This window comes from Caldicellulosiruptor sp. DIB 104C (assembly GCF_028198085.1).
GTDB lineage: Bacteria > Bacillota > Thermoanaerobacteria > Caldicellulosiruptorales > Caldicellulosiruptoraceae > Caldicellulosiruptor > Caldicellulosiruptor saccharolyticus.
Genome location: NZ_CP116337.1, coordinates 2,003,769 through 2,020,131 on the forward strand (window position 1 = coordinate 2,003,769; position 16,363 = coordinate 2,020,131).

Annotated in this window: 6 protein-coding genes and 1 pseudogene; all 7 read right to left on the reverse strand. The window is 30.5% G+C overall.

The annotated features are described in order from the left end of the window. Positions 1 to 4 precede the first annotated feature (4 nt). Entirely contained in the window at positions 5 to 2,557 is a 2,553-nt protein-coding gene (gene pglZ / locus PGC14_RS09950) for a BREX-1 system phosphatase PglZ type A (RefSeq protein ID WP_271628811.1), read from the reverse strand. Between the two features lie 99 nt (positions 2,558 to 2,656). Beyond that, a complete protein-coding gene (gene pglX / locus PGC14_RS09955; protein WP_307742490.1) occupies positions 2,657 to 6,217 on the reverse strand; it encodes a BREX-1 system adenine-specific DNA-methyltransferase PglX in 3,561 nt (1,186 codons plus the stop codon). Positions 6,218 to 6,267: 50 nt separating this feature from the next. Further along, a complete protein-coding gene (brxC, locus tag PGC14_RS09960) occupies positions 6,268 to 9,828 on the reverse strand; it encodes a BREX system P-loop protein BrxC (protein WP_271628813.1) in 3,561 nt (1,186 codons plus the stop codon). Between the two features lie 22 nt (positions 9,829 to 9,850). After that, complete coding sequence (locus tag PGC14_RS09965; RefSeq protein WP_271628814.1) at positions 9,851 to 10,411, reverse strand: DUF1788 domain-containing protein; 561 nt, start codon at positions 10,409 to 10,411, stop codon at positions 9,851 to 9,853. An 11-nt stretch (positions 10,412 to 10,422) separates the two neighbouring features. Continuing rightward, a complete protein-coding gene (locus tag PGC14_RS09970; RefSeq protein WP_271628815.1) occupies positions 10,423 to 11,025 on the reverse strand; it encodes a DUF1819 family protein in 603 nt (200 codons plus the stop codon). Between the two features lie 183 nt (positions 11,026 to 11,208). Next, positions 11,209 to 11,484: pseudogene (locus PGC14_RS09975) on the reverse strand (hypothetical protein); the annotation flags it as partial. 594 nt (positions 11,485 to 12,078) lie between these two features. Next, positions 12,079 to 16,200 carry an AVAST type 2 anti-phage system protein Avs2 gene (gene avs2 / locus PGC14_RS09980; protein ID WP_271628817.1) on the reverse strand — a complete coding sequence of 1,374 codons (4,122 nt, stop codon included), beginning with the start codon at positions 16,198 to 16,200 and terminating at the stop codon, positions 12,079 to 12,081. Positions 16,201 to 16,363: the final 163 nt, after the last annotated feature.

The following is a 16,363-nucleotide window of genomic DNA, read 5'->3' on the forward strand; positions in this document are numbered from 1 at the left end:
ATTTTTAAAATTCAAAATCACTTATTATACCTAAATTTATATTAAAAGGAATTTCCTCGCTAATTAATCCTTTGTCTTTATCCTTGATAACTAAATAATACTTTTTACTCTTATCGTATTCCATAGCTTTAAGAACTAACCTGACCTTTATAACTCTTTGTTCTGGTTTTTCATTTTCTAAATCTGCAATTATAGTTTCAATATTTGAGATTATGTTATTATTTTCATCTCTCATATAAATCTCATAAATCGCAGGAGTTACTTTTTCACTAATCTTCTCTGTTTGGAAGAAATTCAATGTAAATATGCTATTTGTTATTTTTCTTGACTCATTTATTAACTTAATTTTCGCCTTTTCTGACTTAATAGCATCCTTGCTTGTGCTTCTAATATTTTTAAATTCAATTACAGGTATCACGATTTCCTGCAGACTCAAGCCCCCATGGACAAATTTTGCCCCTTCCCCTTGGATTTTAAATCTGATATTTGACTTTGGCATATAAGCATAATAGCCTTGATTGTTTAATAAATAACTCATATTTATTTTTACCACACCATCAATATCCTTGTTTTCTTTTGAAATAATACTTCTTCGGCTTCTATCTATATAATTAGCAATTTCTTTATCTATCTTGTCGCTCTCTTCTAAATCTTTTCTCTGATATATAAAGCCGTGGTCGGCTGTAATGTAAATATTAACTCCACCAAGCCAATTTGTTATTTTATGAACCAAATCAAGTATTTCTTTGATTGCTTTTTCAATGGTTTCGATTGTATAAACCTCTGTTGCTCCGCTGTCTGCAGTTGCATCAATTGTGTCATGATATATGTAAATTAATTTATATCCTTTTAATGCTTCTAAAAATTCTTCTTTGTTTTTAGGAAGCTTATGATAGTCAACAGCAATACTATTCTCGAAATTCTTCTTTAATATTTTGTTCCTATTCTCCAATCCACTACTATCAATACCATCAACACAAACCTTACCATCATCTTTTATCTCAATAGTTTCATTTGGAAGCAAAGATGCCATGCCAAGCTTTGTTATTGTCGGCACAGAAGAAAGCATTGCATGAATATTTGTTGAACCAATAACTCTTTCGTTGAGTTTCTCTGCTATTTCAACACCAATCTCATATCTCAAAGCATCTGAAATTATTACAAATATTCTCTCTCCTTTTGAAATCCTTGGTTTTACGTATGTCTTGTAAAAATCTCTCTGGTTTACAACATCAATAATACTCCATTTTGTCTTCATTTGTTCATCTATTGCATTTGTCCAATTAACGCCAAGTTCCGTTAAATACCAATTGACATAAAGATTTTCCACAAGTTTATTCAATCTATTTAAAATATTACTTTCAGGCTGTCTATCATAATAATAGCAGAATTTGCGATAGTTCATGTCCATTTTATAAAATTCTTCAACATATTGTTTAAACATTTTATCAACACTTGTTTGTGGAATACCAAGTTTGTATTTCTTATGAAACTTATACATCTCAATTACGTTCAATAAAGCCTCATAAATGTTTTCATACTTCTCATAAAAATGCTTAGCTCTTCTGCTTTTAATAAGCTCTATGTAGCCATCATAATCTTCCAAATCATTTTCTAATGAGTCTACAATATATGTGATTATTTGTTTATCAAATATTTTTAAAATATCAATGTCCTTATAGTCATTTACATCCAGCCTGCTAATTATCTCAGCTATATCTACTTCTTTTTCATATTCGTTCGCCAGATTTTCATATACTTTTGCATCATTTACATGATTCATCCAATGGTCGATAAAAATCACACAATTAGGTTTGTTCTTTCCTATGTACTTGCCAATTTTATTCAGTTTTTCTTCGTTTATATAATTTGCCAATACAGTCGAAATCAAATATATGAAAAACTCTTTTAATGTTCTGTTTGGTAAATTAAAACCGTATCTTTTCCTAACATACTCCCAAAATGCATCTTCTAACCCATATTTTTTTATATCTAAATACTTTTTATTCTCCTCTTCCTCAAGTGATACCATTAAAACATTTCTTAAAATCTCCTCAAACTCTATTGTTTTAGAACCGCTTAAAACGGCTAAAATGGAAAGCTCGAGCTGTTCTTCTGTATCAATCCTGTCTATTAACTTGCTTAATTTTTTTCTTCTTTCAATAGCGTTAAAGAAGCTTTTATACTTTTTGAATAGCTCCCTTAAAGAATTGCTCACATTTAACTCTCTCATCAAAAGTGAGATTTTATCTGCATAAAATTGTGAAGAATATAAAAACATATCAATAAGCCAATTGTCTCTCTCATCTGTTATTTTAATAGGATTGTATATTAAATAGTTCGTGGTTGGGTCTTGCTCTTCAATTAAATATTTTGTGTAAAAATTATTGTTGCCTGTTAATTTGTGAACCTTCACGCCATCTATTTGAATTTGGTCTATTATGTCTTCAAACTCTCTCTCTAAATCATTCCAAATAACTATTTTTCGCTCCTCTCCATCCTTTAAAGAAGAACTAAATTCTTTTTTAAGAGCATTTATTATGTCTTCATTGACCATCTTTACAACTCCTTATAACTGTTTGAGATTCTAAGCAATATTATAATATAAAAAAACAGCACCTACCATTGATAAAAGTAGTAGGTGGCTAAAAGTATGTCACTTAATTGGTGCTAACAGATCATTGAACTTTTCGTAATTGGCAGTAACACCATCATCTAAATCTATTTCTATTTGCATATCAGCCTTATGATGCAATATCTCATCATATTTTTTGAGCTCATTTATTTTCTTTTCAAGGTTTTTAAGCTTCTTTTCTGCTTCTTTCTTTTCCTTTTTGCTATAACTATCGTCTCTCATAATATCTATGAGCAATTTCTTCTGGATATCTAATTTGTCTTGAAACTCATGCAAATAATTGACTCTTATTCTGGATAGTAGAGTTTTGTCATACCTATGCATGTATATCAAACAATTGAAAACTTTCTGATCCCCAGATGTAAATAGCCAATAAATTGGTCTTTTTTTATACATCTGAACATGGTCTTTGTAAAAATCGTTAAGAAAATATCTTCTTATGGTATCTTTTGCTGTTTCTCCATTTTTTCTCCCCAAAACATCAGCTATATAATCCAAGTTTTCAGATAATGTCTCTTCTCCAAATGTAACTTTTACAAACTCTACAAACCTTGATACTATATCATTTTCGAAATAAACATCATCAAGGACTGGAATGATATTGTCTTCAACAGGTTTAAATGTCTTATATTTTGAGTAATCAAACTCTCCACCTGCATAAACAAGACCATCTTGGTCCAATGAATATCTTCCAAACATACAGCCCACTGCATAGGATATGAACGATTTTATATCCCTCTCTTCATCTGCTTTTCTGACAGTGACATCTTTTTCATCAACCTCAGGAGTTAATTCATCTTGAAGTCCATATATTTCAATGAAAATTCTATTTAGTTCTTCTTCATTCTCTTTTAACTTGTAAAACTGTTTTTCAGCAAACTTTGCCCAATTTTCAAAAGCCTCTTTTATTGTTTTGGCACCATTTTTATGAATTAATAGAGGATGCCTTTTAAAATCCCATGATGATTCAAATGAGTCCCAATCGGTTTTGGAGATTTCTATATTTTGTTGCGATAACTGAACAATAACATCTTCATATTTGTTATCAATAATTATTGGCAATTTAGCTATGTCACCTACCTGGAAAGTTAATGTCGGATTTAAAATCAAGTAAAAATGATATGCAATTTTAGAAGATAATAAACTCAATAAGTAAAATCTATTTAAATCAGTTGTAAATAAATTACATCCAGCATCTGAAAATATAAAACCTCCGGGTGAATATCTTACTCCAAATTTTGCAGAACTTATTCTTGACCAAGTAATACCTTCTCTAAAATAATATTCCATATTCTGGGGTCTCGATCTTAATTTGCCGTATTCATCAAAAAAATTTCTTATCTCTTCCCCATCATTATACCAATTCACAACATATTCATTATTACCATACCACTTTCTATATTCTCCACCTTTGTTATATGGAAACCATTTTAGGCCACTTTTCTGTACTTCTTCTCTGCTACTATATCCAAATCCAATTCCATTAATATCAACTTCAAACCATAACCTTAAAAACCTTTCATTATCACCAGTTACTAAACCCTGTCTCGGTTCAGCAATATTACCTAAGGACATTTCTTTTTCAAATATCTCTCTTATTTTATCACTTACCCAATACGCAATTGGCATTCCAGGAATCTTTTCAAACTTTTTGCTATATGCAGTATATCTATATGACAAATTTGGATTTTTAATAGCTTCTAATGTCTTTTCTTTCTTTAGCTCAGAATTGTCAAAGTCAACCAATCTTATATATACTCCAGGATAATCAATTTTGTTTTTTCTAATAACAAAGGCTGTTGTTTGAACAACTTCTCCACCTATTTCCTCAAATGCTCTAGGACCTAAATGAAGCATAGAATAAATAACTCTATTATTTATTATCTTTTTCCTTAGATTTTCAAAGCTTGATAAAAACATCCAAGAATTTTGATTTATCATTGCCAAAAAGCCATTATCTTTTAAATAATAGTCGTCTAATTCCATAAATGCCGTACATGTATCAGATTTTGAATCCTTAAATTTTTCTTTAAGATATTCACTAAGTTTTTCATTCATATTTTTTGACCCAATATAGGGTGGATTAGTTACCAAAACATCATACTTTTGTTTCATTATACTTGCCTGCTTTATAAGCCGTGGTAGTAATTCAATTACTTTATCTCTACGTTGGTTTTCAAACAAGTCTTTTGGCGGATTGTTCATTATATGTACTAATCTTTTGTTAAAAAATTCCTCATCAAATTCATCTATCCTTATAAGCGAACCATATATTTTTGCATCTCTAAACTTTTCAATAAATTCCTTTGTTTTCTCATAATTTTCGCCTGATGACTCCCCTGCTATATAAACTATATCATCATTAGTTAAACTATTAGTCTCTTGGATAGAAGCAATATTTAGCTCAATTCCTTCTTTTTCAATAATACTAAGAAGTTTATTATTGTATTCCATTCCCTTCATAATCACAGAAAAACATGCAAGCTGATATGCTCTATCATCTATATCAAGACCGTAAAGATTTTTCTCTATTACTAATTTTGGTATTTCGCTTTTAAAATAACCACATTTTTCATATATTCTATACAAAACGTCAAACATATAAACCAATATATGCCCTGAGCCACAAGCAGGGTCAAAACACTTTATATCCTCTACATTCAAATCTCTGTTTATAAATGGGGCTAACTTTTTTTCAAAATCTGGCTCTTTGTTTGGATTTTCAAGATAAAACTCCCATTCGTTTTTTAAATCACTATGCTCAGGATGAGATTCTATCCAGTATCTTCCCAAAGAGTTTTGCACCATGTATCTTACTATCCAATCTGGTGTAAAAAGTTGAGTAACAAATGGAATTTCATCTTTTCTATGTTTTGTTTTTTGTGCAAAAACTCTATCCTTTTCTTCTACAATATAAAATTGATACATCCAACCAATTATCTCCACATTCTTCCAATCTTCTTCAGGAATTACATTTACATCAGTTAATCTTCTCACAAAAGCGCCCTCATTTAAAAGTCCATCTGGAAACAAAAGCTCAGTATAATCTCCTATTTTTTCAAATAAGAATGGAAGAGATTTGTTTAAGCTGTTGCATAAGAGTATTATCATGTATTTAAAAAGCCCATCTAAATCATTGTTCATCTTCATCTCATACACTTTTTGCTTATCAACAGGAAGGTCAACTCTTAACGCCTCTTTTATCAAGTCGGGTTCAACGCTTTCTGGATTCGATGAGGACAATGCTCTCATTTTTATAGGTAAATAATTGTTGACTTCCATAAATCTCAAAGCAATGAACCTGTTAAACCAAGTATATGCAACTTCCTCTATAATTCTTTTGTATCCGTCTTCGCCTTGCTTATTAAATTCTATTATCCTATCAATCAGTTTTTTTCTTTGTTCTTTCTCAATTTTACTAAGTGGTCTTCCGTTAACGACTACTGAATCACTGCTTTCAATATCTGACTTTTTGATTTTGCCTTCTTCAATGCCATATTGAAACGCCTTTAATTTAATCTTTTCAATCAATTCTCTTCTGCTTTCAATGGCAAATTTTTTTAATACATTTTTGTTCAACATATGCACCCCTCACCCAGCTGCATAAATAAGTCAAATCAATTATACTTTATTTACTCTATTTCTATTGCTTCATGGTTATTTAACATTTCAATTAACTTATTTTTCAGCTCATTAATAAAACTTTCTATATCCTCTTTTGACTTTACAATTTTTTTACCTGTTAAATTTGACACTTTAATTTTTATAGTTTGGGTTGTTTTATCAACGTTAAAAACAGAAACCTCAGTTGAAACTGGAGTTGAATCACTATCAATCTTTTGGTTTTGCTTAAAGTATTCGGATTCTATTTCATTTTCAAAATCCTTTTTCTTTGCACTGCTTTGCCCCAATACAGCATAGATTTGTTCCAAATCTATGCTTTTTTCAATTATAGATAATAAGTTGTTATAAAAATCATTTATCTTTTTAGAAACTTCAAAAAGACCATACTGATTAGCTTTTGTCAAAATAGTGTCAAAATCTTCTCTTATTTGCCTTTTTACAGATTCCTTTTGTGTTCTTACAATCTCATTAAAAGCATTTTCTATCTTCTGAACTATAGTCGGTATGGCTTTAATTTCTTTATATGGAGAAGGACTATCTAAAATCTCTTTTAATTCATCCATTTGTTCTTTTATTTCTTGAGTTAAATAAATCACGTTTTTCTCACATTTGTTATATATTTGTAATCCCTTGTCAAAAATCTCAACCTGTTTATCAAAGAAGAAAATAGGCTTTTCAACTTCATCCTTCCACTGTAGAAGCTCATTTTTTTTATCTATCAACTTGTTGAACAAAGTCAGATTATCCTTCTCAATCAAAAACTCATTGAGCATCTTCAATCCCTGTTCAAACACGCTTTTACCTGGATACTTAGAGTTTACTTTATACTTTTCCATATATGAATTTATCTTCTTTATTTCTTTATCAAACATATCCTTTATACGTTCAACTAATTTATCTTCATCATCAGGTAAGTCTATACTTCCAAACAATTCAAGGCAAATATTCTTTACTCTTTTTATGACATCAGCATCAATCTTTCTCCTTCTGTTTATAACCAATTTCTCAACTTCAGATTGCCTTGTTAAGCTCTTTACAATTTTTGCAGGGTCGCTTAAATCCAAATACTCACCATTTATTCTCAATTTGATTTCCTGTTTCCTAAATAGTTTTGCCACAATGCCAGCAATATCATAATTTGTCCATCCATAAGGTGCACTGGTAAACTGATTCAATAAACCTTTCATTGTAAGCTGCTGATGGTATAGGTCTTGCATATCTATGAAATCAAGCACTTCTTTTTCAGCAAGTTCATTGTCGTTTGTATTTGAGGAGCTAAAAGCAAGCTGCTGTGAGTCACCTGTAAGTATTTCTAAAATCTCGTTTTCGTCTCTTATATTCTTTTGGATATAACCTAATTTGTTGTAAACATTATTTACAAGTATCTCAAAGGCTGCATTTATCTTTTCTTTTGGTGAACTTCCTCTTAAATCTACTTTTTGCCCCAAAATATAAAATGTCCCTTGCATAATTGCATCTCTCAACAATTCCTGGGTCCTTTTCCTTCTTACATTCGCCTCTCTTTGTTTTGAGGTTATTATTTCTTGTATATTCTCTGGCAATAAATTTATATTTTTCTTTTTAATATAGGATTCTATTTTTAATGCCTCTGTCAACTCATCTATGTATTCGCTGTTACCACCCAACTTTACAAGAACCTCTTTACTATCTTGGGACATCATACGCAATTCTGTGTCGTCCTTATAATAATTGCTTGAAAGAGGCGACAATATGTTAATTCCTATGCTGTATTGCTGAGAACCCCTTTCTTTTTCATCCATTTTCTTGTTGAACGGAAACTGATATATATTAGAGTATCTATATTTATTGTCATCATAAATGTCTTCAAAAATATAACTGGACAGTTCTTTCTTGAGCAAATCCTCGTCCACTTCTTCTGCTTTTATTTCCCTGTTAACGTCTTGTTCATCATCTGTGAGGAAAATATATCTATCACCATTTTTTTGAATTAAATTTTCTGATTCAAGTTTATTCAAGGCTTCTCTTATATGTTCTTTTAAACTAAGTTTGTCTTCATCAATACTGCTTACCATTAAAGTTGTTATATTTTCCAAATTAGACGGTATTTCATCGTCAAGATACTTTATCAAGAAAAGAACCTTTAACAACTGAATATTAATAGGGTCATCCTTTAAAGCAGGATTATCCATAGCTCTTCTTATAACACCTGATATTGCAGGGCTTAAAAACTCTTCTATTGTATCATAAAATGCCCAGAATGGTATTAATACTCCTTCTTCTTTATCAGCAAATTTTATTGCCGCCTCTCTAAAAGCAGATATCATAGAACGTTCGCCTCTGGACAAATGCTTTCCAGAATTACCGTGTTTTCTAACTTCGTCAAATACCCTTTGCAATATCTTGAATTGATAGGGAATAAATGGATAAACATCAACAAACTCATTTTCGTCTTCATAGCCTAAAAGGTCGCTTTTTGCTTCTTTGAATGTTATCAAGTTTTTAAGAATCACACTTTTCTCTTCATACAACACTCTTAAAAGAAGTTTTGCATTCTCGTTTTTTTCAAGCAAGCGCTTTTTTATGACTTCATCCACAGAAATTGAGGATAAGCTGAGCCTTGTATCAAATCTTCCTTGAATCTTCGAAAAATCATTTCCTTGAACTTTTGTATACCTGTCTATTTCCTCTTGTGATGTAACTATTACCCATACCTTCCCCATGCAATATCTGCCTAAGTCTTCAACTACAGTTTGAAGATTTAGCATTAAAGATGTATTATCACCAATATATTGACCAATTTCATCTACAAGGAATATTAAATGAAAATTGTCACCCTTGCTGTCCACATATTCTTTTACTTCTTTTGCAAATTTCTCAATTGTAATTTCATAATTCAAGACCTTATTGTTTATGTACTCTCTTGCATCATCTATTGATATGTCAAACACATTTGCTAAAGCCTTTGCTACATATTCTTTATCAAAATAAATAGCATTTCGCCTATCTTCCCAAGGTTTTCCTCTCAATTTTAAAAATTCTTCTTTAAACTTCTCATATAAGTTTTCTTTAATTAACTGAGATTCCATTGCTGCAACACCTGGAATTTCCGAACACAGATTTCTGTGCTCGTTAAATACATTAACAAATATCCTCAAGATAGCATCTTCTTTATTCTTATTGTTAATAGGGTTTTTCGATTCAATGTTGAAGAGTATTGTCTCAGTCTTTACATTAGCTATTCTCTTCATCTCTGCAAAAAGAAGTGGGTCTTCAATTTTGTCTTCAAAGTAATCTATTGCTTTTTTACCTTTTACTTGTTTGTTACTTAAAAGATATGAAAGTATCTTCAAAAGATGTGATTTACCACTGCCAAAAAAGCCTGATATCCAAACACCAATTTTATCAGTTGTACCATCAATGCTTTTAGCATAGTTATTATAAAAAATATATAGTCTTTCTCGTATTTCTCTTGTTACAACATATTCCTCTAATTCCTGTTTTATTATTTCTTCATCTGTCTGCCCAACTTTGATTACACCTGTAATTTCACGCCTAATATCTTTTAAAAACATATCTTTTAATTGCACTTTTTTCCCCTCCAAAAAACCATCAATATACTGCAGGAAAAGCTCTGTAATAATTGTCATCTTTAAATTTATTGAATAAAACAAGGCTTTGATCTTTGTATTTACCTGGATAAAATAAAACAACAGGTTTTTTATTTAAAAATTCTTGCAAGCTATTCAATACATTATGAGCTCTCATAAAAGGATATATTTTCCCAATACCTGTTAAAAATATTATATCATAGTTTGTTGAATAACTCACTATCTTTTGTGCAAATCTTCTGGGATTTATATAAGTTGTTATAGCATTTAGAAGAGCTTCTTTGCACTCCTTCTTCTCCATCTCTAACACAGCATCAAAAATATCTTCCTCCTTTAAAATCTCAATAAATATTTTAAACAAATCTACTTCTATCACTTTTTTCGAATGGCTGTTAGCTTCTTTAACAATATATTTAACAACCTTCCTGACAAGCAGCTCATCTTTTGGGTCGTAATCAAATATGTAGTAGCTTAGCTCATTACCCAATCCAAATCCCTCAACAAATTTATCTGACATAATTTTGTCTTTCAAAATCTCAAGCCTTTCCAAAATGTTTGTCAATCTAACACCCCCTAAATTTTCTCACCCATGGCTATGACATAGTCAATATCGCCAATTTCAATTAAATGACTCTTAAGCTCCACTGGCATAATTATTTTATTGAGTTTTCCTGTTTTGGGACTTTCAAGAACTCCGGCATCAGTTAAGATTTTCAGAATAACTTGCTTAAGTTTAGAAATTGTATTATCAGTCCATTTAGCAACAATTTCGCTTTGTTCTGCTTTATGTCTGAAGAATAAATTTACATCTTTTTTTTCTAAAACCATGTCATTATACTCAAATTTCTCTCTTACCACCTCGTTCATAAACTCGTAAAAAAGTCTGCTTGTTTTCATTATTGCATACAAGTTGACAAGCTTTCCTGTTTCCATTGGATCATTCACGACCATATTAATCAAATAATCATCTAAAACCTTCACTCTTCTCATTACAGATGAAAGTAGTCTTCTAAGGCTTCTTTTTGACTTGTACTGAAACAGATTCTCTTCCATAACTTTTTTGCGAATTTGTTCATCTGAGATGCCTTGAACTTTAAGTTTTAACACTCGCTTGAGCTCATAATACAAAAATGCATCACTTGTAAGCGTGGCTGTGTATTTTCTTTTGTCTTCCAAATTTATCACTCCTGATGATGGTTTTAGCATATAGTTGACTTTGGGTAATAATAATTTCTCCGAATACTACAGTTTAAAACGAAGTTATAAAAGTGTAAATTTCCTATTTATATTACATCTCTTAAAGATGTGAAAGTTTAATGGAATATTACTACACTAGACCTCACTTATCAGCTCTGGTTATTTTGCCAAAAGCCCCAAGGCAATCATGTTATGGGTCTTGCCGTCACCCATTGCTTGCCTCAAAACAATCATGCCTTGTTCATCGTCAATACTTTTAAACCTTTTAAAAGCAACATCAAATAGTCTTTTCATACCATTTGTTATGTAAGTTTGTTCAAAAAACCTTTCTGGGTTGATCTTGTCAGAAAGAAGTTCTGAAATTTCTTGCACATCTTCTGAGCTTCTTGTGGTAAATACATCATCCCTGGGTTTACAAAGTTCGAATAGGTGTTTCATGGGGGGTTACCTCTAGGAAATTTTATTTTTTATCAAAATAATTTATCCCTAAGGCATTCAAATCAGGTCAAATACCTATTTTATTCATACCAAGTATTTTAGCAACTTTACCAAAGAAAATATTTCTTTTTTTACTAATGCATAGATCATCAGTTCTTTTATTTTCTTTATATTTTTTATTTCATTTTTGAAAATGTCTTGAACTTTGTTTTTATAAAATAATTTTTGTTTGTATTCTCCTTAGAAAACTTACTGCTGTAGAATAGATCTCCTCCGTTGTAATTAACAGATCACTTTCTAAATTTCGATATTAAAGGGAAAATATAAAACATACCTGTTTTTTACTTTCTCATAGAAGCAAACTCTGCGCAACCAATCCTACATTTAAAGAGATTATACCAAAACTGCCTGCCAAAGTTCAACTTTTCGCATTCACTCCTGGTTTCAAAATATGATTTTTCCTTGCTAAATCTCTTGCAAATATTGTGATTTATATAAACTCCTATATGGAAAAAAATAAAATTAACCTGTATAAACGATTAACACCGAGGGCTAATCTCTGGATGTATAGATAAGTATAGGATAGTAACTAATTTATTTTTCAAACTTTGCAGTAAAATTTCCTACAATCTGGCTTCTATCTATTGTGTAAACACCGTTTATTACCATATGTCCTTTATAATCCCAATGGTTTAATCCTCCTCCAATTAAATTCTTTTCGCCAATTAATGTCCAAAAAATAGCATATTCACTTTTTTCAATAAATTCAATTAAAAACTCTTTTCTAATAAGTAGCGCTGAAATTGGATATTGTCTATCAAATATTGCCGTCGGTAAAATAACTACTTCACCATTTTCATTAAACCATCTTCCATCAAGATATTTATGTCTTATTTGTAATTTATCAACAAGCCATTTACATGGAAGTTCTATAGAAATTGCTTCCTCATAGGAACAGTCATAAATAAATTCATTTAAATAAACATCATCGGTAACAACTACCGGAACAGGCAAACTTCCTTTATTTCCTTCATTTGTCCAGATATTATAATCACCTCTCAAATCTTCAAAAGCTAAAGAGTTAGGAAATTCACCTAAAAATATCTCATTAAATGCATGAGATTCCGGCATCCATCTTCCCCAAAAATTTTGCTTTTTAGTCCACTCCAGTATCTTTGCAAGGTCTTTTTTTCTAACAATATAGCTTTTTATCATATACCAAAGTTCTCTAATAGGTATTTCATATTTCTTATATTCAGGTGGGGTTTCTTCTTCCCACTTTATAAATCCCTCTAACATTAACCAATTCTGTACACTGTCATCAACAATTTCAATAATATTTGTCGGATCCGGCAAGTCGTTTTCCATTTTTAACCAGATTATATTTTCTTCCATTTCTTTCCATGCATCATATTTTCCATATGTTAATAACCAATTTTTTAGAGATAAAGACTCTCTCAAATGCTCATCATTTTTAACAAGCAAAGTAGGGTCAATATCCCTGACGTGGGGATTCCAAGGTCCTTTATACGACTTTGGTTCATCATCTAAATTATCTCCTTTAAATTCAAAATGGTCAGAAACTAATGCCATAAATTCATGGTAAGCAATCCATTGATATTTTTTGCCTATTCTCTCCGGTTTATGACTGTCACGTCCTACATTGAATCTGCTATTTATCATTCTGTCAAATTTACCATGTATTTGTGGATCGTAACCCAACTGCACAACACGATTAAATATCCATCTTTGAACAAAACTTAAATCAAAATTTTCTAAAGGGTCATTAATTCTTCCACTCTCATCAAGAAAAGGTTCTATTTCTTTCTCAAAGTAATCTTTTTGAATTTCAGATAGAGAATTTTTAAATTCTTGCCATGCTTCTGTTCTTTCTTTTTCTCTGCCCTCAATCTTTCTATTCTTAATTTCAAGATATTTTAGGTGGTTTAAAAAGTCTTCTATTTTAACTCCATAAAATGGATTTGTGGCTTTCTCTAACAAATTCCTCTGATAATCCGTTAATTGTTTTTTAAAATCTTCAAATAACTTTTTTCTATTCGGTTCAACTGAATTAATTTTTCTCCTACTCCAAGGAAAATAACCCAGATTTGTCCCAATTATATACCTCGCAAAATCCCCCCAATCCATAACAGAAAACCAAATATCTAAAAAACCATTCTCTATTGTGTTACCATCGGCATAGCTTGCAGGACAATATTTCTTTTTTAGTTCCTCTTCAGTAGGTATATTTTCAGACCAATCACTTTCATAAGGTGGATTAACTTTGCTTTCGTCAATTTCAAGGATTACTCCTTTTCTTAAAGCAACCTCAATTATTCCACGTGCATAATCACGAAGTAGTATATGAATTGGAGGTTTATTATTTTTGAAAACATTCTCATAAACCCAGTTAGCTAATCTTTTAATATTTTCCAAATCATCTTGATTCCTTAAAGTACACGCGTAAGCAACAGCAAAGAGCCTTTCTTTTATATACATATCGTCAACTTCTTTAAATTTCTCTAAAAGCACAGGTAGCAAATGAAGTCTATGTTGAATGAGCGAAACTAAAGCTTTTGTTGATTTATCGCGAATAAATCTGTTTGATGTGGTCAAAAACCACGCTAAAGCAGTAGAAAGTAAAAGGATAAACTCATCTTTTATGTTCGATTTGTCATAATCTGATAATGACCATTCTATGATTCTTTCTACTGCACCTTTATCTCCATGCTGAAAGTGTAAAAATGTTGACCACCAAGCATCTCTTTCAGGCATTGAGTATTCCATTAAGTGCTTATGCAAGAAATCTGCATTTAATGGATGTTTAGGAACTGAAGTAACGCTTAAAATTGCTTCTAACAATTTATATATATCGTGAGGATAAAGAAAATAATCATCATTAGTTTTATTTTTTTCTAAAACAGATACTAACACTTTTTCTTTGAAAAAATTAGAAATTTTTCTAATAGTTATTTCAGAAAATACTTCTGGTCTTCTCCATATAAGACTTTCTATAAAAGCTTCATATATATATGGTGAATCTTTAATAAAAGAAGCAACTTCAAAAAATTCTTTTCCTTTATACCATTCAGGGTACTGAATAGATAAAGCTTCAATTAATCCATAATTCCGTTTCAATAATTTTATTATATTCGTATTTTTCTTTAATAAATCTTCTAGTTCCATACTCTCTTTTCTACATTTTTTTAGCAAATACCTAACAATTAGATGATCACTAAACTTTTGATATGGAAATCTATAATCATAACCATCATTTTTAATAAATTTTTTTGAGTATCTTGGGACTTTTACTAATAATAAATTTCTTTCTAATGATTTTATTAATTTATCAACCTCAATATTTGGATGAGCATTTTCGATTATTTCTATCAGTTTTTCTTCGCAGATCCTGTCTGTACTATGTTCTACCATTACCTCTGCTATTTTTTCAATAACTGTATCCCAAAGATTTTCCCCCTTTAAATGGGATATTCCAAACTCATCTTCTATGTTTTCTGCTACGCTATCTACATATGTTTCAAAAATATATGTAAAACCTTCATGCCCCCTTAATACTTCTTTTCCTTTTTTCTTTCTGCCTTCGTTTGCCAAAGCCTTGCAAAATAGAAGTAAAAATAACGGATTCTGAAATTCGGGAGTTAGCAAAGGAACTTCAGGAAGTGGAAGAGAAAATTCATTAAAAAATTTAACCACTGCTTCCCATTCTTTGAATGCAAACCCTTGATGTTTTACTTCAACGAACTGTTTTATTAGTTCTTCAGTTAAAACTTCTTCTTCAAATCCACTCCGGATGCTAATAACTAAAGCAATATTAGGATATTTTTTTACTTCATGAATTATTTCTTCTAAGTGTTTTTTCCATAGATTTGGAGATTTTGCTTCATTCAGAGCGTCTATAACAAGTAACACTCTACATCTCGAACATTCTCCTGCCTTACTAAGTATTCCTAAAAAAACTTCCTTAGTATTTATATTAGTAGGTAAATTAAGTTGTCTAATAATTTGTTCCCAAACATCAGTTCCCTCATTAAAATATTCACCAAAGAGCAATATCGCTGGTAAACCAAAATTAATTCTTTTTTCAACTATATCACACAATAAATGTGTTTTACCAATTCCTGCTTCGCCAGTTAGTAATAAGAAAGGATGATTAGAAAGTTTCCCTTTTGTGCTTGTAGCAAGATTAATAAAGTATTGAATTTTATTATTAATACTTAAAAGATAGCGTATATCAGAATCTATTTTTTCTCTTAGTGGTAATGAACTATTTTTATCTTTAAGAGTTTTTTTATATATCCAAAGCTCATCAATTAGTCTACTCACTAATTTTTCAACATTTTCAGCTACTTTCTTTATTTCATTCCAAGGTATTTGTTCTGTATTATATTCTTTTATGTTTCCTATAAGTGTCAGAATTGTATTAATCTCCCTTTTGAATTCTGCTGATATATTTTTCAAATTGTCAATTTCATATATTACTGTTATCTCTCTATATTCTCTGACTAACTCTCCGTAATAACTACGAATATTTTGGTAGAATTTTGGAGTTCTACTAATTCCATCAAATACTTCAGCAATAGGAAGCTCTATATGCAGTTTTGGTATATATCTTGCACCAGCTTTATTTTTTATGTCATTTAAGTGAATTTTTATCCATTCACCTTTTATGAAAATATCTGGAGATACTTCTGTCATCCTTATCTCTCCTCAATTAAATTTATCTCAATTTCCGCTAATTCGATTATATTCGCAATGCAGAATTTAGTTATTATTTTGTGGTATATAAGGAGTATTACAGACATACCCGTTGCTGAAGATATTTTCAACCTTTAATTTCTTCAATTTTGATTTTAACAAC